Here is a 19,228-nt window from a genome sequence, read left to right as displayed (position 1 = left end):
CGTCACAGCACCACCTCCGCGCGCATCAACGTGGACGCGGGTGTGGTCAGCCGGTGGGGCTGCACGCGGCGGATGAGCTCGCACAGCCGGGCGGATGGGTTGATGAACTGCACGCCCACGCCCGTGGACAACATGCCCCACGTCTGCGCCTGGGCGGCGTCCACGTGACGCACCACCTCGCCCGCGCACTCCACCAACTCGCCGGCCAGCAGCAGGGTGAACTCCAGCCGGTTGAACAGGCGCGGGAAGGGGTCCGCGCAGCACATGAAGAGCCCACCCCGGCTCAACTCCGTGCACAGCACCTCCACGTCGCCCGCGCCGGAGCGGCGCCGCACCCGCGCCACCCACGTCAGGGGTGGGGTGAGCGCGTTGGGCTCCGTCGCCGGGTCCTCCGTATCCAGCCACGCCAGGGACGGCACCGGCGTGTGGCTGCGTGGCGGCGGCGTCTGGGGTGACAGGGCGTCCGCCAGCGGCTGGGCGGCGGCCAGCAGCAGGGCCTCCTTGAACTCCAGCGCGGTGGCGTAGCGGTCCTCGCAGCGGCGCGACAGCGCGCGCAGCAGCACCTCCGACAATGCGGGCGGAACCCCGGGCACCAGCAGGTGCGGCGGCGGCGCGCCCACCGGGCCCGTGCCCAGCGCCAGCTCCACCATCTGCCCCCGCTCGAAGGGAAGCTGCCCCGTGGACAGGTAATAGGCCGTCACCGCCAGCGCGTAGATGTCCGCGCGTCCGTCCACCGGCTGCCCCGCGGACTGCTCGGGCGCCATGTACGCCGGCGTGCCCAGGACGATGCCCGCCGCCGTTTCATCCTCACCCGGGTGGGGCCGGCGCGCCTTGGCCACGCCGAAGTCCAGCACGCGCAGCGACGGCGGCTCGCCTGCGTGCCGCACCACGAAGAGGTTGTCCGGCTTCAAGTCCCGGTGCACCACGCCGCACCGGTGCGCCGCGTCCAGCGCGTCACACGCCTGCGCCAGCAGCGACACCAACGTCGCGGGCACCATGGGCCGGGGCAGGTGCGACATGGGCACGCCTTCCAGGTACTCCATGACGAAGTAGTGGATGCCGCCGGGCGCCTCGTTGATGTCGAAGATGTGGACGATGTTCGGATGGCCCACCACGTTGACCGTGCGTGCCTCCGCGTAGAAGCGCGCGCGCAGGCTTTCGTCCCGGCCCAGGTGGGGGTGCAGCACCTTCACCGCCACCCGTGCGCCAATGCGCGTCTGCTCGCCCAGGTAGACGGTGCCCATCCCTCCCGCGCCCAGCCGGCGGACCAGCCGGTAACTTCCCAACGTCTGGCCCGTGAGGTCCGCGGGAGGGGCTTCCGCGTCGCCCGTGGACAGGTACACCTGCGTCCAGGGCTCGCCGCCACACGCCACATCGTAGGGATGCTCGGTCAGACAGAGCTCGCAGTGCATGGTTCCCTGAAGCAGACACCAGGGCGGCGCCCGGGCGCGCATCACCCCGGGCACGCACCGTCTGTCAGGTGGCACTGTGGCGCCGCTCCGTCGACCAGCGGACCGGTGACTCCTGCCGTGGGACGGCTGGCCTCAGCTCGCGGCGAAGGGGGCGGCGTCGACGCGCACACCCACGTACGACGGGAAGCGTGGCACGCCGTCGTTGGACAGCTCCTGGTAGCGGAAGGTGATGATGGCACCCACGGGTGGCGGCGATGCGCGCTCCGCGTCCGACAGGCCCGTGCCCACGCTGAAGCGCGTGCCGTTACGCAGCTCCACCTCCAGCGCGCCCAGGCGGCCCTTGTGGCGGCCCGCGCCAGCCACGTGTCCCACCACGCGCGCTTCGTCGTCCTTGAAGCTCTTCACCTTGAGCAGCGTGTGGGAGCGGCCCGCCTCGTAGCGCGACCCGGGCTGGCGCAGCATGAGGCCTTCTCCACCCAGCGACTCCACGCGCGCCAGCTCCGTGCGCAGGTGCGGCGTGCCGTCACAGCGCGCGTGGGCGTGCCACTGCGCATACGCGGGCTTCGCCTCCTCCATCCACTGCCGGCAGCGCTCCAGCCGCGCCTCGAAGGTGCCTTCCACGCCGGGCGCGTCGAAGGCGACGAAGGCCAGCTCCTTCCAATCGTCGCTGCGGTCCTGCCGGCGGACGATGCTCACCGTGCGCTGGAAGCGCTTGCGCCCGCCGAACAGCTCACCGTCGAGCGGGAAGTCCGGCAGCCCCGCGGTGAACCACTCCGGCGCGAGGAACGCGTTGCCCAGCCGCGACCAGAACTGCTTCCCGTCCCAGTACGCGCGCACGCCGTCCAGCTTCTCGCTCATCCACCAGCCGGTGAGGTCCACGTCGTTCTCCCACGACTGGGCCAGCAGCAGGGGTGGGGCCTTGGTGTCGTCGCTGGCCGACGTGCTCCTCGTCGGACGCGCGGGGACCGCGGGAGCGCCGGACCCGTCACCGCCGATGCGCGCGTCCTCCGCGGCGTCTCCGCGCACGCGGCGCAGGTGCTTGCAGGTGCGCCGCTCGATGGCCACCGACTGGTTGCGCCAGGCGGGGCATGAACACGAATACACACCGCCGGTGTTCTTGAGGATGTAGGGCTTGGAACCCGAGCCCTGAACCGAGACCTGCTCCCCGTCCGCGATGTCCGCCATGACCGACCCTCCGTGCCGCATCCGGAGCGGCGATGGGATGAAGCATACCCCCCGGGGCCGACGTTTCAGGACGTGATGCGGTGGGCATTCCGCCTCGGATGGGGTGGCGCGAGGCCGTTGGGCACCCCACGATGGGGAGTGGGCCCTGGAACCAGGAGGAGTCGCGTCAATGGTCGTCATCATCATGGGGGTATCTGGAGCGGGGAAGACGACGGTGGGCCGCACCCTGGCGGCCGAGCTGGGCTGGCGCTTCATCGACGCGGATGACCTGCACCCGCGCTCCAACGTGATGAAGATGGCCGCGGGCGCGCCGCTGACGGACGAGGACCGCGCCCCCTGGCTGCGCAAGCTGCGCGATGAAGTGGCGCGGGCGTTGGCGCAGGGCGAGGACGTGGTGATGGCGTTCTCCGGCCTCAAGCAGGCCTACCGCACGCTGCTGGAGGAGCTGGACCCCGCACACGTGAGGTGGGTGTTCCTGCACGCGCCGCATGAGGTGCTCGCTCGCCGGATGTCGCAGCGCCAGGGCCACTTCATGCCCGCGTCCCTGCTGGAGAGTCAGATGGCGGCCATGGAGCTGCCCTCGCGCGCGCTCAGCGTGGACGTGACGCCGCCGCCAGCGGACATCGTGAAGCACATCCGTGACGAGCTGGGTGTCTGACGGCTGAACTCCCGCGTCGAAGCAGGAGGACAGCTCGTTCCTTGGTCACCCGGCTGGTGTATAGCGCTCGGTTGGGTTGCCACCTTTCTGATTCACCCACCCTCGAGGACCCGCGCAATGCCCACCGCTTCGACGCCACCCATCTCCGCCCAGGATGCCCTTGCGCGCCTTCGGGAGGGCAATCAGCGGTTCGTCCTGAACGCGCGCAACATGGAGAACCCGCTCGGCCGCTCCGCCCGGCAGGCGCTGGTGGCGGGGCAGAGTCCCTTCGCCATCATCCTCTCGTGTTCGGACTCGCGCGCGCCGTCGGAGTACATCTTCGACCAGGGGTTGGGGGACCTGTTCGTCATCCGCGTGGCGGGCAACGTCGTCGCGCCGTCGCTGGTGGGCAGTGTGGAGTTCGCGGCGGCGAAGTTCGGCACGCGCCTGGCGGTGGTGATGGGGCATTCGCACTGCGGCGCCATCCAGGCCACGCTGGACTACCTGCGTGACGGCAAGAGCGAGGCGTCCGAGAACATCCGCGACATCGTGGAGCGCTGCCGCGAGCCGGTGGCGACGGTGGTGAGCGCCGCCGGGCCGAAGGCGGACCCGGAGTTCCTGATGAAGGAGTCCGTCCGCGCCAACATCCGCAACTCCTGCGACAATCTCCGCCATGGCAGCCGCCTGCTGGAGCGTCTGTGCCGCGAGGAAGGCATGCTCATCGTCGGCGCCGAGTACTCGCTGGAGACGGGCGCTGTCGATTTCTTCAACGGCGTCTGAGAGAGGACACGTTCATGAAGAAGCTGGTCAACGCCCCTCGCGCGGTGGTGCGGGAGATGCTGGAGGGGTTGGTCTCGCTCGCCCCCGGGCAGGTGCTGCTGGACGGGGAGTCGGTGGTGCTCCGCGCCGACACGCCTTCCGACGTCCGCGCGCGCAAGGTGGCTGTCATCTCCGGTGGCGGCAGCGGCCATGAGCCGGCGCACGCGGGCTACGTGGGCGCGGGCATGCTGGACGCGGCGGTGGCCGGTGACGTCTTCACCTCGCCCAGCACCGATGCCGTGCTGGCCGCCATCCGCGCCGTCGCGGGGCCCGCGGGCGCGCTGCTCGTCGTGAAGAACTACACCGGGGACCGGCTCAACTTCGGGCTCGCCGCCGAGCTGGCGCGCGCCGAGGGCATCCCCGTGGAGACGGTGGTGGTGGCGGACGACGTGTCCCTGCACGACACGGTGGAGCCCGCGCGGCGCCGGGGCATCGCTGGCACGGTGCTGGTCCACAAGGTCGCGGGCGCGGCGGCCGAGGCGGGCGCGGCGCTCCAGGACGTCCTCCGCGAGGCCACCGCGGCGGCGGAGGTGCTGGGCACCATGGGCGTGGCCCTGGGGCCCTGCACCGTGCCCGCGGCGGGCAAGCCGGGCTTCACGCTGGAGGAGGACGAAATCGAGCTGGGCCTGGGCATCCACGGCGAGCAGGGCGTGCGGCGCGTGCCGATGCAGACGGCGGACAGCCTGGTGGACACGCTGCTCACCACCATCGTCGAGGACCGGCGCATCACCTCGGGAGACAGGGTGGTGCTGGTGGTCAACGGATTGGGCGGCACGCCGCCCATGGAGCTGGCCATCGTCGCCCGGCGCGCACTGGCCGCTCTGCGTCAGGGCGGCATCCGCGTGGAGCGCGCGTGGAGCGGGACGTTCCTCTCCGCGCTGGAGATGCCCGGCTGCTCGTTGACGCTGCTGAAGGTGGACGACGCGCGGCTGGCCCGCCTGGATGCGGCGGTGGATGCGCCCGCGTGGCCCGGCGCGGGACGGCTGCCGAAGGAGCCGGGGGTGTACCGGCCTTCGTCCACGGCGTCTCCAGCATCGCTTCCGGCGGAGGCGCCGCAACCGGGGATGGACCGCTTCCGGAAGGCCGCCTTGCGGGTGGCGGACGCATTCGAGCAGTCGGAGCCCCGGCTGACCGCGCTCGATAGCGCCGCGGGCGACGGTGACCTGGGCCTCAGTCTGGTGCGTGGCGCCGAGGCGATTCGCGCTCTTCCGGAGGACGCGTGGACGAGCCCCGCGCGTGCGCTGACGGCCATTGGCAATGCCTTGCGGCGCAGCATTGGCGGCAGCTCGGGGCCCTTCTACGCGACGGCGCTGCTGCGCGCCGCGCGCAGGCTGGCGGAAGGGCCCGTGGATGCCGCCGCATGGGCCGAGGCCTTCGACCTCGCCGTCACCGCCGTATCGGAGCTGGGCGGCGCGCGGCCTGGGGACCGCACCATGCTCGATGCACTCCGGCCCGCCGCCGACGCCTTCGCGAAGGCGGTGCGTTGCGGGCAGGGGGCTCGCGAGGCCTGGGCCTCGGCGGTGCACGCGGCCGAGGCGGGAGAGGAGGCGACGTCCCGGATGCAGCCGCGCCTGGGACGCGCCAGCTACCTGGGTGCGCGCGCCGTCGGTGTGCCGGACGCGGGCGCCGCGGCCGTGGTGGTGTGGATGAAGGCGCTCACGCCTGGCATCGGCTGAGCGCCGTCGGGATTCGGGCCTTCCGGCCTACTGCACCCAGCGTTTGCTGGTCTGGTACACGTCCACCAGGGGGGAGACCAGGGTGAGGCGCGGCCCCCAACGGGTGGCGTCCTCCAGGTCTTCAACCCGCAGGGATTTCAGTGAAAGAATTTCCGACATACAGGCCAGCGGCGCGTGCTGCCAGACCCGGGTGAGGTCGTCGGCCGTCACGTCGCCGATGAGCTCGCCGTGCACGTCGTCCACCACCGGCAGCCGGCTCAGGCCATACCGCTGCATCAGTGACAGTGCCCTCACCACCGTGTCCTTGGGGAAGAGCGTCACTGCCTTCGCCACCGTGTCCTCGCGCTCCACGTACAGCTCCGTCATCGCCGGCCTCGCCACCCTGTTGTTGCCCTGCGAGGCACCGTAGCAAGACAGTTGCCAACAACCGGGGCGTCGCCCGGCATGGGCGGGGAGGCAGGCGAGGGCTGGCTGCTGTCGCCTGGGTGGCCCACTTCGTGGGACGAAGGCGGCTACAGCCGGATGCCCACCGAGGTCCGCAACTGGGTGTCGAGCTTGGGGACGCCCAGGGGCGGGGAGTTGTCGAAGGTGAGGTTGAAGCCGATGCCCACCGAGAGGCGTTCGTTGGGCTTCACCTCGAAGATGGTGTCGTTGAGCAGGCGGATGTCGGCGGGGTTCGTCACGCGGGGCTGGGCGTAGAGCGTCTGCACCAGGAAGACGTTCTCCATGAACTCCAGCCGCCCCAGCACGTAGCTGGACAGGCGCGGGTCGGTGCGGAACTCCCCGGCATCCGGTTCGGAATCCCGGCGGATGCGCTCGTGCTCCAGCATCAGCGCGAGCCCCACCACCAGCGTGGCCTGTTTGTCGGTCAGCACCCTCACCCGGGGGCCCGCGCCCAGCAGGGCCCGGAACTGGATGCGGCGGAACTTGTCGAACTCGTGTTGGAGGAACACCTCGCCGGAGAGCCGCTCCGTGAATCCGTAGCGGTAGCGGACGTGCTCCATCACCTTGCTGACGATGACCTCATTGGCGGCGAAGGCGTACTCCCCCCGGATGACGGCCAGCCAGGTGTGCTTCTCGCTGCGCCACTGGCCCAGCAGGGCGCCGCGCACGCTGAAGAGGTCGGTGCTGCCCGTGCGCCAGTCCGCGCCCAGGTCCACGGCCGCCGAACGCCCCGGGCCGGTGTTCTCGTCGAACAGCGCCTGGACGTTGACGATCTGCGCCGCCGCGCTCGCCGCATGAAGCCACACGAGCAGCAGCACCCACCTGCTGGATTGCCGTCCCGCCATGGCCCGGGTCTGCCCCGTCGGCCGGCATGTTTCAAGGGCGTCCGCGCGGCTCAGGGCAGGCGCTCCACCGTGGCCCCCGCGCGTTCCAGCAGCTCCCGATACCAGTCGAAGGCGCGCGCGGTCCGCTCGCCCAGGGCCTTGGCGCCCCAGAGCACGGTGAGGGTGCGGCGGGTGTCCGCGTTCGTCTTGGTGCGCTGCGCGTCCTTGACGGCGTTGGCGCACGGGCCTTCCGCGTCGAAGAGGCACAGCAGTCCCGCCAGGTCGATGCTCTGCCCGGACGCGTTGAAGACGTACTGCGCGCCCTCCGGGGCCACGCCCACGCGGAAGGGGGCGGTGGCCCGGTCCAGGTCCACCACGCTGATGGGCAGGCCGCTGTGCAGGGACACCGCGTTGCAGGCATCCACGGCCAGGTTGATGGCGCCCAGCGAGCCGTCACCCGAGGCGCGCACCAGGTACTCCGACGCGGGCTTGCCACGCCCGGTGGGCTTGTAGCCGCCGTGGCGGAGCATGTCGCGGATGGCGCCGCGCACGGTGTCGTCGCTGGACAGGGGGGCGGTGGCGCCGGGCTTCAGCAGGGCCACCAGCCACTCCGGGGAGGGCAGCCCGCCCAGGGGACCGGGGAAGGTGGTGGTGAAGGCCAGGGTGTTCAGGGAGGGGTGGGCGTCGACGGTCAGCACGGCGCGGCAGTCTATGTCACGGCCCGAGTGGGGGCAGGTCCCACTTCCAGCCTGGGACCGGGGGCTCCCCCGCCTGTCGGCTCCCATGCAAGAGAAGTCGCTTCCCAAGGGTTCGGAACATTCTTTCTGGGGCGGGCTACGTGGCATAAGGGCGCCGCACCCGCTTTCGGGCCCCCCGCACGCACATGATTCGTCTCGACAACATCAGCAAGCAGAACGGCCAGCAGATTCTCTTCATCGAGGCCTCCGCGGCGCTCCACAAGGGGGAGAAGGTGGGCCTCGTCGGACCCAACGGGGCCGGCAAGACGACGCTGTTCCGGATGATTACCAGCCAGGAGCACCCCGACGAGGGCCAGGTCGCCGTCGACCGGGGCGTCACCATTGGCTACTTCAGCCAGGACGTGGGTGAGATGGAGGGCCGCAGCGCCGCCGCCGAGGTGATGGACGGCGCGGGCCCGGTCAGCACGGTGGCCGCCGAGCTGAAGGAGCTGGAGGCCGCCATGGCCGACCCGGACCAGGCGGACAACATGGACAAGCTCGTGGAGCGCTACGGCCTGGTCCAGGGGCGCTTCGAGGAGCTGGGTGGCTACGCGCTGGAAGGCCGCGCGCGGGAGATTCTCGCGGGCCTGGGCTTCACCCAGGAGATGATGGACGGCGACGTGGGCGCGCTGTCGGGTGGTTGGAAGATGCGCGTGGCGCTGGCCCGCATCCTCCTGATGCGTCCGGACGCGATGCTGCTCGACGAGCCGAGCAACCATCTCGACATCGAGAGCCTCATCTGGCTGGAGGAGTTCCTCAAGAACTACGACGGCGCGCTGCTGATGACGTCGCACGACCGCGAGTTCATGAACCGCATCGTGAACAAGGTGGTGGAGATCGACGGCGGCTCGCTGTCGACGTACACCGGCAACTACGAGTTCTACGAGCAGCAGCGGGCGATGAACGAGAAGCAGCAGCAGGCGCAGTTCGAGCGCCAGCAGGCCATGCTCGCCAAGGAGCTGAAGTTCATCGAGCGCTTCAAGGCGCGCGCCTCGCACGCCGCGCAGGTGCAGAGCCGGGTGAAGAAGCTGGAGAAGATTGAGCGCGTGGAGCCGCCCAAGCGGCGTCAGACGGTGCTCTTCGAGTTCCAGCCGGCGCCGCGCTCGGGCGACGACGTGGTGAGCCTGAAGGGCGTTCACAAGGCCTACGGCTCGCGGACCATCTACGAGGGGCTGGACTTCCTGGTGCGCCGCACGGAGCGCTGGGCCGTCATGGGCGTCAACGGCGCGGGCAAGTCCACGCTGCTGAAGCTGGTGACGGGCTCCACGCAGCCGGACACGGGCAACGTGGCGCTGGGTGGCAGCGTGAAGATGGGTTACTTCGCGCAGCACGCCATGGACCTGCTGGACGGCGAGCGGACCGTGTTCCAGGCGCTGGAGGACGCCTTCCCCCGCGCGGGTCAGGGCTCGCTGCGGGCGCTGGCCGGCTGCTTCGGCTTCTCCGGCGACGAGGTGGAGAAGAAGTGCCGCGTGCTGTCCGGTGGTGAGAAGGCCCGGCTCGTCATGGCGAAGATGCTCTTCGACCCGCCGAACTTCCTGGTGCTGGACGAGCCCACCAACCACCTGGACATGGCCACGAAGGAGATGCTGATTACGGCGCTCTCCCGCTACGAGGGGACGATGCTGTTCGTCTCCCACGACCGTCACTTCCTGGCCGCGCTGTCCAACCGCGTGCTGGAGCTGACGCCCGAGGGCATCCACCAGTACGGCGGCGGCTACACGGAGTACGTCGCGCGCACCGGCCAGGAAGCGCCCGGTCTGCGGAGCTGAAGCACCGCAAGGGGCCCGGCGTCCGCCGGGCACGTCGCGCTTCACGGCGGCTCAGCGCTCCACGTGGCCCTGGGCCGTCAGGGCGCTTCGCAGCGCCCGCATCTCACCCAGCAGCTCCTTCGCCGCGCCGAGCGTCGCGGCTGAAGGGGCCACTGGCGCGGGCAGCGCCGGCTCGGGATTCTGCGGCTCACCCAGCCCGGCGTCCCGGTGCATGCGTACCCGCGCCATGATGACGTCGCGAATCTCCTCCGGGTTGTCCACGCCCCGGAAGTGGGCCTCGTGCAGTCCTTCGGTGTGTGAGGCGTCCGCGTCCTGCGCGCCGCGCTTGCTGCCTCCGCCCGCCGTCTCCACCTTCACGTCGGCGATGCCGAACAGCCGCTGGAGCGGGTTCTGCCGGATGGAGACCTGCTGGATGTTGGCGAAGGTCATCGTCTTCTCCTGGATGGAGACGAGCCCTTCCCGGATGCGCAGGCTGCGGTCGGAGAGGATGTACCAGCGGTACTCGTAGTCGAGCCACGCCACCAGGAAGGTGATGGGGGCCTGCGCGGCGAACGCGAGCCAGGCGAACATTTCGAAGACGAAGAAGACCGTGTCCGCATGCGCGTAGGGCAGGTGCGGGACGAACCGGTTCTTCATCGCCACCCAGGTGAAAATCAGGCCCACCACGACGCCGGCCTGCCGCAGGCCCCAACGGAGCAACTGGAGCTGGCGATGGGTCGGGGCGGCGCGGAACACGCGAACCGCCGCCCCTTCGGGGATGTGCGGCGCGGGGGGCACCTTCAGCAGGCGCAGGAGCCAGGCAGGCGCGGCGTCAGACATCCTGCTTCTCCCGCGTGGCGCCGCTGTTCAGGCTGAGCCGTAGGGCGCGCACCTCCTCGGCAATCTCGCGGAGCGTGGCCGCCAGCGCGTCATGGTCACCGGCGGGCATGGCGCGTGCGCTCTCTTGCGTAGGCACTGCGCGCTCGCGGCTTCCCCGCATCTTCGAATAGAGGAAGTCCCGCATCGCCTCGTGCGCGGGAACGCCCTCGATGGTGATTTCCGCCTGCGAGTTGCCGCTCGCCGTCTGGATTTGGATGCGCGCCAGCCCCAGCCAGCGCTCCACCAGGTTGCTGGACAAGTGGATGTCCTGGATGCGCGCGTAGGTGAGGGATACCTCCCGCCGGAAGAGGATGCCCCAGCGGACGGTGATGCCTTCGTCGTCCAGCGTGTAGCGCAGCGTCTGGTACTTGAAGTAGCGGATGAGCCCGAGGATGGGGAAGCCGGGCCCGGCCAGCAGCGCGCTGACGAGGTAGTAGGTGAGCAGGCTGCGGTGCGGTTGCAGCACCGTGGGCAGGCGCGACAGGAAGCCCCCGTCACCACCGGGGACCACCGTCAGAGGGGAGGGCGACCCCGGGTCTGTCATGTGCGGCTCACCAGCAGGCGTCTTTCGCGAGAGAGGTCTCAGGCATTACGGACCGGAGCATCTCTCATTTCACGCCTATTCGAACAACCGCCCCGCCAGCCGCGCCAGCTTCTGCGCCTTGCCCGTGAAGGGCGGGAAGAACAGGTGGACCAGGGACGTGCGCCCCTGGCGCAGCACCGCGCGCTCGTGGCTGAAGGTCCGGAAGCCCGTCTCGCCGTGATACGCGCCCACACCGCTGGCGCCCACGCCGCCGAAGGGCAGGTTCGGATTCACATTGTGCAGCACCACCGTGTTGATGCACGTGCCGCCCGCGCGAGTCTCCCGCAGCAGCCGCTCCACCGTGGCCTCGTCGTTGCTGAACACGTAGAGCGCCAGGGGCTTGCCGTCCTCGCGCACGTGCGACACGACTTCGTCCAGGGACTCGAAGCGCAGCACCGGCAGCACCGGTCCGAAAATCTCCTCGGCCATGATGGGCGTGTCTGGCGTCACGTCCGCGAGCACCGTGGGCGCGATGTAACGCGACTCCGCGCCCACGCCACCACCCACCACCACGCGCGCGCCGGCCTCCACGGTGCGGTCCATCAACTGGCGCACCCGCGTGAAGGCGCTGTCATCCACCATGCGGCACAGGTCCAGGCTCGCGCGACGCGCCTCCTCGGTGCGGCCGTAGAAGCGCTCCAGGGCCTCCTTCATCGCCTCCAGCAGGGCCTCTTCCTTCGACGCGTGGACCCAGACGTGGTCGGGGGCGATGCACGTCTGTCCGCCGTTGAGGAACTTGCCCCACACCACGCGCTCGGCAGCGGCGGCGACATCCGCCGTCTCATCGACGATGACGGGTGACTTGCCACCCAGCTCCAACGTCACGCTGGCCAGGTGCTTCGCCGCGGCCTCCATCACCCGCCGGCCCACGCGGGCCCCACCGGTGAAGAAGATGTGGTCGAAGGGAAGCCGCAGCAGCGCCTCGCCCACCTCCGGGCCTCCCTCCACCACCGCGACCTCTTCTGGGGGAAAGACATCCTTCACCAGCTCCGCGATGAAGCGCGCCGTGTTGGGCGTCTTCTCGCTGGGCTTGCACAGGACGGCGTTGCCCGCGGCCACCGCGGCGACCAGCGGCGACACCAGCAGGTGGAAGGGGTAGTTCCACGGGGCCATCACCAGCACCACGCCCCGGGGCTCGTACTGCACCAGGCTGGACGTGCCGGTGAGCAGCAGGGGCGTGGAGACCTTCCGGGGCTTCATCCACGTCTTGAGGTGCTTCTGGATGGAGGCCAACTCCATCAGGACGGGGAGGACCTCGGTGGCCTCCACCTCCGCGCGCGGCTTGCGGAAGTCGGCGTGGAGCGCCTCGGCCAGGGCCTCGCGCCGGGCGACGAGCAGCGTCTTGAACTGCTCCAGCCGGGCCAGCCGTTCCTTCATGCCGCGGCGCGCCACCTCCCAGCGATGCGCATGGAGGCGGTCGAACGCCTCCTGCACACCGTCCGGCATCCGTGCTTCTTCCAACTTCACCACGCGCATCGCCCGGCTCCTTCCGGAGGTGCCCCGGCCAGGGTTGCCTACTCCATCAGCCGGGTCGCGCGGGAGGCCAATTCCTGCGCCTTCCCGCGATACGGCGGGAAGAACACCGAAGCCAGCGACTTCATCCACTGAACCATCACTGCCCGCTCATGGCTGAACGTCTTGAAGCCGAAATGACCGTGGTAGTTCCCCAGGCCACTGGTACCAACCCCGCCGAACGGGAGGTTGGGGTTCGCGAGGTGGACGAGCACGTTGTTCACCACCGCGCCACCCGACGTGGTGTTCTGGAAGATGTCTTCCACCGCCCGCTTGTCCTGGCTGAACACGTAGAGGGCCAAAGGCTTCCCGCCCGCGCGGATGTGCGCGTAGACCTCTTCACGGGACTGGAAGGTGAGCACCGGCAGCACCGGCCCGAAAATCTCGCCCTCCATCACCGGGTTCTCCGCCGTCACGCCGGACAGCACGGTGGGCGCGATGTAGCGCGAGGGCTCGTCCGTCTCCCCGCCCACTTCCACCTTCGCTCCCGCGGCCACCGAGCGCTTGAGCAGGTCCTTCACCCGCCGCCACGCCACCGGGTCCACCAGTCGCGTCAGGTCAGGGCTCGCCTGCCGCTCCTGCTCGGTGCCGCCGTAGAAGCGCGTGATGGACGCCTTGAGCGCGTCCAGGAACGCCCGCTCCTTCGACGCGTGCACGAACACGTAGTCCGGCGCCACGCACGTCTGGCCGCCGTTGACGAACTTGCCCCAGCACAGGCGCTCGGCAGCGGCGGCGACGTCCGCCGTCTCATCGACGATGACGGGCGACTTGCCACCCAGCTCCAGCGTCACGCTGGCCAGGTGCTTCGCCGCGGCCTCCATCACCTTGCGGCCGATGCGCGTGTTGCCGGTGAAGAAGATGTGGTCGAAGGGCAGCTCCAGCAGCGCCTCCGCCGTCTCCGCGCCGCCTTCGAACAGCGCCACTTCGTTCTCGGGAAACACGTCCTTCACCAACTGCGCCAGGAAGCGCGAGGTGTGCGGCGTCTTCTCGCTGGGCTTGCAGATGACGGTGTTGCCCGCTGCGATGGCGGCCACCAGCGGCGACACCAGCAGGTTGAAGGGGTAGTTCCACGGCGACAGCAGCAACACCGTGCCGCGCGCCTCGTAGCGCACGTGGCTGGACGAGCCCGCAAGCAGCATCGGCGTGCCCACCCGCATGGGCTTCATCCACGACTTGAGGTGCCGCACCGTGTGGTTCAGCTCCTCCAGCGTGGGGTGCAGCTCCGTCAGGTCCACCTCCATCGCGGGCTTGCGGAAGTCCGCGTGGATGGCGTCCGCCAGCTCCGCGCGGCGGGCGATGATGGCTTCACGCAGCCGCTTCAGCCGGGCGATGCGTTCGGCGGCCGTGGTGCGGGACATCGTCCAGCGGTGCGCGCGCTGGGCTTCGAACACCGCGCGGATGCGCTCGGTGTCCGCGGTGGGCTGCGTGTTGGCTTGAGACGCTGCTTCGAGCATGGGGTTCTCCAGAGGATGGGAAAGGAGGCTCAGCGGGACTCCAGCCCGCGAAGAAGGGTGGTGAGGGCGGTCGTCAGCTCGGCGGTGAAGTCGACGCGCAGGGGCGCCAGGTGGGGCAGTGCCTCCAGCACCTCGCGCGCCACCGGGGCCACGTCCGCCATCTGCCGCAGGCCCGTCACCAGCGCGTGCAGGTGGATGAAGAAGCGCGGGCCTTCTCCGGCATGAAGGAAGGGCAGCCGCTGCTCCACCAGCGTGCCCGCGCGGAGCAGCGCCGCCAGCAGCCGCTCCTTGAACGGGCGGAGCTGCTCGGCCGTCACGTTCTGCTCCAGCACCGTCTGCAGCCGCGCGAGCAGCCGCGTCAGGGCCTCCTCGCCCTCCAGCGACTCGGCCACCGTGCGCGCCAGCCGGGGCCCCGTCCAGGCCGACGAGTCCTCCACGAGCAGCCCGTCCAGCCGGGCGAACCACGCGAAGAGCAGGTCCTCCAGCAGCGCCAGGAACAGCGCCTCCTTGGTGGGGAAGTAGAGGAACACCGTGCCCTTGGCCAGCATCGCCCGGCCGGCCACGTCCGCCATCTTCACCTCGGCATAGGACGTCGCCTGATACAGGGCCAGGGCCTCATCCAGGATGAGTTGCCGCCGCGCTTCCTTGTCCTCGTCCTTCCGAGCTCGCTGGGGCAGGGCCCGATTCGCCTTCGCCGCTGAGGTGCTGGCCATGGCTCATGGATGAATGACCCACGGTCATTCGTCAAGTGACTGAAGGTCATTTGTCCGTCAGGTGGCTGGGTGAGGACATGTGTGATGGAGTGCGCTCCATGCGTCCCATCGAGGCGGAGCTCCTGTCGGGCAGCGCGCTGTACCGGGAGGTGGTGTTGGAGAAGCTGCTCCACGCCCGGGAGTCGGTGTGGATGGCCACGGCCAACGTGAAGGCGATGTTCGTGGAGCACGGTGGCCGCTTCGTCCCGCTGGTGGACGTGCTGGACACGCTCGCCGCGCGTGGCGTGGCGCTGCGGCTGTTGCACGCAGAGCTGCCGAGCCGGCCCTTTCGCGCCGCCTTCGACCGGCAGGCGCGGCTGGTGGCGGGGGGCTTGTCGCTCAAGGTCTGTCCGCGCGTGCACTTCAAGGCGGTGGTGGTGGATGGCGCCTGGGCATACCTGGGCAGCGCCAACCTCACCGGCGCGGGGCTGGGCGCCAAGGGCGACTCCGCGCGCAACTTCGAGCTGGGCTTCGTCACCGAGGACTTCGACGTCATCGACCGGGTGACGGCGCTCTACGAAGCGGTGTGGAGCGGCGCCGAGTGCAAGTCATGCAAGCTCCGCGCGGTGTGTCCCGACCCCATTCTGCCCGCAGGCAAGCGAGCGCCCACGCCGCGCCGTCCTCGCGCGGATGCCCCACGTCTGGGCAAGGCGCGCCGTCTTCAGCGGGGCACGAAGGCCGCCACGCGTTAGGTTGGCCACACGGCGCGGAGGGTGCGCCCGGCCACCCTCTTCGCCACCTCACGTCTGCGGCCAGCGCCCATGCCCGCGCCCGCCTGAAGCGAGCGGCGCGGTGGAACGGTGTGGCGTGTCACGCTGAACCGTCAGCAGGTGTGGCGACGGAGCTCAGGCTCGTCGAAGAAGTGACGGGGCGGGGCCTGGTCCACGAGCATCCCTTCATCAAGGAGCAGCACGTGGTCGGCGACCATGCGCGCCAGCGGGAGGTGCTGCGTGACGAGCACCACCGTGCGCTCGGCCCGCAGCATCAGCAGCCGCCGCGCCAACCAGCGGACGCCGTCTCCCGACAGTCCCACTTCGGGCTCGTCCAGGAGGACCAGGGGCGCCTTGTTGGCGATGGCGACGGTGAGCAGGGCCAGCCGCCACAGCCCTTCGGGCAGCAGCGCCACCGGCCGCTCGCGCAGGCGGTCCAGCCGCACCGCCGCCGCTGGCGCGCAGGCCCACACGGACTCCAGCGTCTGGCGCGCATCGGGGCCGAGCAGCTCGCCCAGTGTGCGGGACTCCGCGGGCCGGCCTTGGGGCACCACCGCCTGCGCCGATACGGGAAGGGTGAGCTGGCCCCGCACCCAGAAGTCAGCGCCGTCTCCGAGCCGGTCGTTGACCAGGGCCCGCAGCAGGGTGCTCTTGCCACTGCCACCCGGGCCCAGCACCACGCTGGCGCGCCGCCAGGGCAAATCGAAAGAGAGCTTCGCAAGCACCGCGCGAGGGCCATAGCCGGCGCCCAGGTCCCTGGCTTGAATCACGGCGCTGCGCTCCTTTCTTGATGCCGGGGGGACGGCTTTCAACGGGGGGCGGCCAGTGCCTCCTGTTCGGGAAGAGGCACCGCGCCGTGTTCGCCCAGGAGGCCCGTGGCGAGCCGCTCCAGTGTCTCCCGCCACTCCGCGCGCTCCACGGCGGTGGGATTCTCGATGCAGTCGTCCAGCACGTCGTCCACGCCCAACAGGGGATGGGCGAGCTCCGCCAGCCGCTCGGCGCTCAGCGAAGGGTCCAGCTCCAGGCTGAGCAGGAGTGAGCCCAGCAGCGCCTGGTCGTGCTCACGCAGCTCGGGGCGGAGGTTCACCTGCGTGAGCAGCTCGGCGAACACCGCGACGTCCTGCCACAGCCTCCGGCCGGACACGGCGTCATGGCCGTCCTGCCCGCGCAGCCAGTCCAGCACCGCCGCCTGGAGCCGCCGCAGCTCGGTGCGGTCCTCGATGCGCAGGTCCTCGTAGATTTCCCGGCCCGTCAGCTCGGAGAAGCACACCGCGGCCCGGCGCAGCACGGGCGCCAGCCACGGTGCCGTGGGCTCCGCGCGCGTGAGCAGCCCCCGGCGGAACAGCACGTAGGCCTGACGCACCTTCAGCGACCGCTCCAGCTCCTGGGTGAGGAGTCCTTCCAGCCGGGGCGTCAGCCCCTCGTGCGCGCACAACGCACGTTCCACCGCGGCGGCGCACTTGAAGAGGCGGCGCCGGGCGCTGCCACACATGGCGATGATGTTCCAGGGTGCCTCGGTGGCCGTCATCATCCCCAGCCGCTCCAGCCGTTCGCCCAGGTCCAGGCGCGCCATGAAGGCCAGGTCCGCGATGCGCTGCCGCCGGGTGTTGGCCACGAAGCCCGGCGGGTCCTCATCCTCTTCGTAATGGGCGCGAACGGAGCCCATCGCCTGGGCCCCCGCGAGGACGGCGTTCCGAAGCGCCGGCACGGACTCCTGCAAGAGGCGCGGGGCCTCCTCCTGCTCGCACCGGCGCAGGTCCACCTGCCGCGCCAGGTGAATCGCGTCCGTCAGCGCTGTCTGTAATTGACCGGGCGTCAAGGGAGGCAGCTCCGATGCCAGCGGTGGAAGCGCCGGCAGGGTGGGCGTCGCGTTCTATGTTTTTGTAGTGTTTGTGGATAAATATTGTCAAATCGCCATGAAGTGCGGGAATCAGTCTGAAAGTCCGCTGAGAGTCGGAACTCCCGGAGTCCCGCGCGCCAGGTATCGCACCCACGAGGTGTCAAAGACTTGCGCGTCACCCGCTGAGTCGCGCAGTCCCGCCTGACAACGTTTGGGAATGTTGAGCGCCTGTGGTGACTGGCAGGGATTGCCGGGAGCCAGCGGCTTCCCGGCTCCAGGGCGTGACTACTCGGGGACTTCGGACGTGGCCGCGACGGGGCCCTTACCGGGCGCTCCAGCCACTTCCTCCATCAGGGCCTCGGCGGGTGGTGGCGTGCCGTCGCCCTGCGGCTGCTTCTGCCGGTCCCGCCACGCGCTGGGGGACTCGCCCACCAGCTTGCGGAAGAGGCTGCTGAAGTGCTGGAGCGAGGCGCAGCCCACCTCCACCGCCACTGCGGTGAGCTTCATGTTCGACTCGCGAAGCAGCGACTGCGCCATGCGCACCTGCACCGCGTTGAGCTCCGCCTGGAAGGACGTGCTGGCCTCCTTCAGCCGGCGTTGCAGCGTCCGTTCGGACATGCCCATCTCCCGGGCCACGTCCGACAGATTCACCTCCGGCAGCCGGCCTCGCATCACCTGGTGCAGCTCGCGCAGCAGGGGAGACTGGCCGGTGGCCTCCGCGACCAGTCCGTTGAGCTCCGCCAGCAGCGCCGCGGCCTCGGCCTCCGGCTGCCCCAACCACTGAAGGGCGGTGTCGGGAGCGGTGAATGCCCGGCTGGGATAGGCCCCGGACAGCAGCGTGTAGAAGCCGCCCACCACCGCGCCCACCACGCCTTCCGGCCGCACCAGCGCCTGCTTCAGCACGGAGGTACTGAAGTCCTTCTCGCGGGGCTGCATGTATTTGACCAGGGCGGCAAAGGCCATGGGGTCCGCGGCCTCCAGCCGGCGCGCGTCCACCAGCGAGGCATGCGGCTTGGCGGGGGACAACTCCACGTCCAGCACCTGGACGAGCCGGCGCACCTCGGCCTCTCCGGGGCGTCCCCAGAGGATGAAGCCGCACAGGTCCACCGAGGCGTACCAGTGGAGGAAGCCCTCCCCGACTAGGTAACGGCCGTGGGGGTCCCGGCGGTAATCTTCGACTCCGTCTGCCGATCGCACGGCTTGGCAGAATAGCGCTTCACCACCCGTGCCACCCACAACGGATTGATGGGGGAGAGCCCGGTCGTCAGCTCTGGACGGAGCCTGGACGTCCGAGCGAGCTCCTCGGTGAGGGCCGGGAGCTCGTACCAGGGCACCTGCGGCTTCAGGTGATGGGCCTGATGGTAGCCGGCGTTGAAGAACCACCGGTTGTAGAAGGCGGAATAGGACGTGGTCCCCAGGGCGTCCTTCTGTTCGGAGTCCGTTTCGAAGTGGGCTGCCAGGTTGAGCCAGTGGATGCAGAACTGCGTCACCAGCAGCACCCCCCACAAGGCCAGGCCCAGCGCGGGCTTCCACACGATGAGCGCCAGCAGCGCGCCGTCCACCACCAGGAAATCCACCGCCAGCTCCAGCCGCTGGTTCTTCTTCTTCGCCCACTGCCAGACCTGGCCCAGCGTCTCGTAGGGCCACAGCCACGGCGTCAGCGCCGAGCGCAGGCAGTAGCGGAAGACGCGCTCTCCGGGACGGCGGCGGCCCCAGTCGCCCGGGCCGTCATCGTACCGGTGGTGGTTGAAGTGGTGGATGAAGTAGCCCCGGTAGGGGAACCCACACGCCATGCCCAGCGAACGGGACACCACCCAGTGCGCCAGCGGAGGCCGTGCGATGGACACGTGCATGTGGTTGTGCAGGACGGCGTAGTTCCAGAAGCAGATGGCCCAGCCCAGCAGGCACATGGCCAGCCGCCCCACCCAGGGAAGCGCGTCCCAGCTCAAGATGAAGGCTGGGAACCACCCCCACCACAACGCATGAACTGCGAGCTGCGGCAGGTCGGCTGAAGGG

The 19,228-nt window shown here is 70.1% G+C and carries 19 protein-coding genes; 5 read left to right on the top strand and 14 right to left on the bottom strand.

Annotated elements, in window-relative coordinates; genetic code table 11:
• Positions 1-2: 2 nt before the first annotated feature.
• Both FMQ63_RS18345 and FMQ63_RS18340 read right to left on the bottom strand, forming a co-directional pair.
• Entirely contained in the window at positions 3-1,412 is a 1,410-nt protein-coding gene (locus FMQ63_RS18345; RefSeq protein WP_020478280.1) for a serine/threonine-protein kinase, read from the bottom strand.
• Positions 1,413-1,544: 132 nt separating this feature from the next.
• Positions 1,545-2,597 (bottom strand): DNA ligase, encoded by a 1,053-nt coding sequence (locus FMQ63_RS18340; RefSeq protein WP_026114225.1) that lies wholly within the window; start codon positions 2,595-2,597, stop codon positions 1,545-1,547.
• A gap of 169 nt (positions 2,598-2,766) precedes the next feature.
• Between FMQ63_RS18340 and FMQ63_RS18335 the strand changes: the two genes are divergently transcribed.
• The 3 genes from FMQ63_RS18335 to FMQ63_RS18325 all read left to right on the top strand — a co-directional run bounded on the left by FMQ63_RS18335 (position 2,767) and on the right by FMQ63_RS18325 (position 5,729).
• Positions 2,767-3,255 carry a gluconokinase gene (locus FMQ63_RS18335; RefSeq protein ID WP_011550747.1) on the top strand — a complete coding sequence of 163 codons (489 nt, stop codon included), beginning with the start codon at positions 2,767-2,769 and terminating at the stop codon, positions 3,253-3,255.
• A 117-nt stretch (positions 3,256-3,372) separates the two neighbouring features.
• Complete coding sequence (locus tag FMQ63_RS18330; RefSeq protein ID WP_011550748.1) at positions 3,373-4,014, top strand: carbonic anhydrase; 642 nt, start codon at positions 3,373-3,375, stop codon at positions 4,012-4,014.
• A 14-nt stretch (positions 4,015-4,028) separates the two neighbouring features.
• Positions 4,029-5,729 carry a dihydroxyacetone kinase family protein gene (locus FMQ63_RS18325; protein ID WP_011550749.1) on the top strand — a complete coding sequence of 567 codons (1,701 nt, stop codon included), beginning with the start codon at positions 4,029-4,031 and terminating at the stop codon, positions 5,727-5,729.
• 27 nt (positions 5,730-5,756) lie between these two features.
• Here the strand turns inward: FMQ63_RS18325 and FMQ63_RS18320 are convergent, their stop codons facing one another.
• The 3 genes from FMQ63_RS18320 to FMQ63_RS18310 form a co-directional block, all read right to left on the bottom strand.
• Entirely contained in the window at positions 5,757-6,095 is a 339-nt protein-coding gene (locus tag FMQ63_RS18320; RefSeq protein ID WP_171452297.1) for a CBS domain-containing protein, read from the bottom strand.
• A 146-nt stretch (positions 6,096-6,241) separates the two neighbouring features.
• Complete coding sequence (locus FMQ63_RS18315; protein WP_011550751.1) at positions 6,242-7,018, bottom strand: YdiY family protein; 777 nt, start codon at positions 7,016-7,018, stop codon at positions 6,242-6,244.
• 50 nt (positions 7,019-7,068) lie between these two features.
• The gene (locus FMQ63_RS18310) at positions 7,069-7,695 is read right to left on the bottom strand and encodes a phenylalanine--tRNA ligase beta subunit-related protein (protein ID WP_011550752.1); all 627 of its coding nucleotides are present in this window, start codon (positions 7,693-7,695) and stop codon (positions 7,069-7,071) included.
• A gap of 185 nt (positions 7,696-7,880) precedes the next feature.
• On the opposite strand from FMQ63_RS18310, the gene FMQ63_RS18305 reads away from it, so the two are divergent.
• A complete protein-coding gene (locus tag FMQ63_RS18305) occupies positions 7,881-9,503 on the top strand; it encodes an ABC-F family ATP-binding cassette domain-containing protein (RefSeq protein ID WP_011550753.1) in 1,623 nt (540 codons plus the stop codon).
• A 51-nt stretch (positions 9,504-9,554) separates the two neighbouring features.
• Here FMQ63_RS18305 and FMQ63_RS18300 read toward each other — a convergent pair whose 3' ends face one another.
• The 5 genes from FMQ63_RS18300 to FMQ63_RS18280 all read right to left on the bottom strand — a co-directional run bounded on the left by FMQ63_RS18300 (position 9,555) and on the right by FMQ63_RS18280 (position 14,623).
• On the bottom strand, positions 9,555-10,322 hold the full coding sequence (locus FMQ63_RS18300; protein ID WP_011550754.1) for a PH domain-containing protein: 768 nt from the start codon (positions 10,320-10,322) through the stop codon (positions 9,555-9,557).
• Positions 10,315-10,905, bottom strand: a complete 591-nt coding sequence (locus tag FMQ63_RS18295) for a PH domain-containing protein (protein WP_011550755.1) — start codon at positions 10,903-10,905, stop codon at positions 10,315-10,317. The genes FMQ63_RS18300 and FMQ63_RS18295 overlap by 8 nt, the downstream gene beginning before the upstream one ends.
• Positions 10,906-10,980: 75 nt before the next feature.
• Complete coding sequence (locus FMQ63_RS18290) at positions 10,981-12,420, bottom strand: aldehyde dehydrogenase family protein (RefSeq protein ID WP_011550756.1); 1,440 nt, start codon at positions 12,418-12,420, stop codon at positions 10,981-10,983.
• Positions 12,421-12,458: 38 nt separating this feature from the next.
• On the bottom strand, positions 12,459-13,910 hold the full coding sequence (locus tag FMQ63_RS18285) for an aldehyde dehydrogenase family protein (RefSeq protein WP_011550757.1): 1,452 nt from the start codon (positions 13,908-13,910) through the stop codon (positions 12,459-12,461).
• Positions 13,911-13,939: 29 nt separating this feature from the next.
• Positions 13,940-14,623, bottom strand: coding sequence for a TetR/AcrR family transcriptional regulator (locus FMQ63_RS18280; protein ID WP_011550758.1), 684 nt, complete (start codon positions 14,621-14,623; stop codon positions 13,940-13,942).
• A 98-nt stretch (positions 14,624-14,721) separates the two neighbouring features.
• Between FMQ63_RS18280 and FMQ63_RS18275 the strand changes: the two genes are divergently transcribed.
• Positions 14,722-15,354, top strand: a complete 633-nt coding sequence (locus FMQ63_RS18275) for a phospholipase D-like domain-containing protein (RefSeq protein WP_011550759.1) — start codon at positions 14,722-14,724, stop codon at positions 15,352-15,354.
• A 131-nt stretch (positions 15,355-15,485) separates the two neighbouring features.
• Here the strand turns inward: FMQ63_RS18275 and FMQ63_RS18270 are convergent, their stop codons facing one another.
• The 4 genes from FMQ63_RS18270 to FMQ63_RS18255 all read right to left on the bottom strand — a co-directional run.
• Positions 15,486-16,142 carry an ABC transporter ATP-binding protein gene (locus tag FMQ63_RS18270; protein ID WP_225888498.1) on the bottom strand — a complete coding sequence of 219 codons (657 nt, stop codon included), beginning with the start codon at positions 16,140-16,142 and terminating at the stop codon, positions 15,486-15,488.
• Between the two features lie 38 nt (positions 16,143-16,180).
• Positions 16,181-17,191 (bottom strand): hypothetical protein, encoded by a 1,011-nt coding sequence (locus FMQ63_RS18265; protein WP_011550761.1) that lies wholly within the window; start codon positions 17,189-17,191, stop codon positions 16,181-16,183.
• A 306-nt stretch (positions 17,192-17,497) separates the two neighbouring features.
• Complete coding sequence (locus FMQ63_RS18260) at positions 17,498-18,271, bottom strand: helix-turn-helix transcriptional regulator (protein ID WP_011550762.1); 774 nt, start codon at positions 18,269-18,271, stop codon at positions 17,498-17,500.
• 80 nt (positions 18,272-18,351) lie between these two features.
• Positions 18,352-19,228: fatty acid desaturase (locus tag FMQ63_RS18255; protein ID WP_141276675.1), on the bottom strand; the 877-nt coding region annotated here is incomplete at its 5' end.

Source organism: Myxococcus sp. CA005 (assembly GCF_006518205.1).
In the GTDB taxonomy this organism is placed as follows: Bacteria; Myxococcota; Myxococcia; order Myxococcales; family Myxococcaceae; genus Myxococcus; species Myxococcus xanthus.
Note: the sequence above shows the minus strand (reverse complement) of the source record. Positions and strands in the feature narration are given on the sequence as shown.

Bases quoted from the DNA above. Each gene is read 5' to 3' on its own strand.
- FMQ63_RS18345 (WP_020478280.1), bottom strand. From the start codon at position 1,412: ATGCACTGCGAGCTCTGTCTGACCGAGCATCCCTACGATGTGGCGTGT.
- FMQ63_RS18340 (WP_026114225.1), bottom strand. From the start codon at position 2,597: ATGGCGGACATCGCGGACGGGGAGCAGGTCTCGGTTCAGGGCTCGGGT.
- FMQ63_RS18335 (WP_011550747.1), top strand. From the start codon at position 2,767: ATGGTCGTCATCATCATGGGGGTATCTGGAGCGGGGAAGACGACGGTG.
- FMQ63_RS18330 (WP_011550748.1), top strand. From the start codon at position 3,373: ATGCCCACCGCTTCGACGCCACCCATCTCCGCCCAGGATGCCCTTGCG.
- FMQ63_RS18325 (WP_011550749.1), top strand. From the start codon at position 4,029: ATGAAGAAGCTGGTCAACGCCCCTCGCGCGGTGGTGCGGGAGATGCTG.
- FMQ63_RS18320 (WP_171452297.1), bottom strand. From the start codon at position 6,095: ATGACGGAGCTGTACGTGGAGCGCGAGGACACGGTGGCGAAGGCAGTG.
- FMQ63_RS18315 (WP_011550751.1), bottom strand. From the start codon at position 7,018: ATGGCGGGACGGCAATCCAGCAGGTGGGTGCTGCTGCTCGTGTGGCTT.
- FMQ63_RS18305 (WP_011550753.1), top strand. From the start codon at position 7,881: ATGATTCGTCTCGACAACATCAGCAAGCAGAACGGCCAGCAGATTCTC.
- FMQ63_RS18300 (WP_011550754.1), bottom strand. From the start codon at position 10,322: ATGTCTGACGCCGCGCCTGCCTGGCTCCTGCGCCTGCTGAAGGTGCCC.
- FMQ63_RS18295 (WP_011550755.1), bottom strand. From the start codon at position 10,905: ATGACAGACCCGGGGTCGCCCTCCCCTCTGACGGTGGTCCCCGGTGGT.
- FMQ63_RS18290 (WP_011550756.1), bottom strand. From the start codon at position 12,420: ATGCGCGTGGTGAAGTTGGAAGAAGCACGGATGCCGGACGGTGTGCAG.
- FMQ63_RS18285 (WP_011550757.1), bottom strand. From the start codon at position 13,910: ATGCTCGAAGCAGCGTCTCAAGCCAACACGCAGCCCACCGCGGACACC.
- FMQ63_RS18280 (WP_011550758.1), bottom strand. From the start codon at position 14,623: ATGGCCAGCACCTCAGCGGCGAAGGCGAATCGGGCCCTGCCCCAGCGA.
- FMQ63_RS18275 (WP_011550759.1), top strand. From the start codon at position 14,722: ATGCGTCCCATCGAGGCGGAGCTCCTGTCGGGCAGCGCGCTGTACCGG.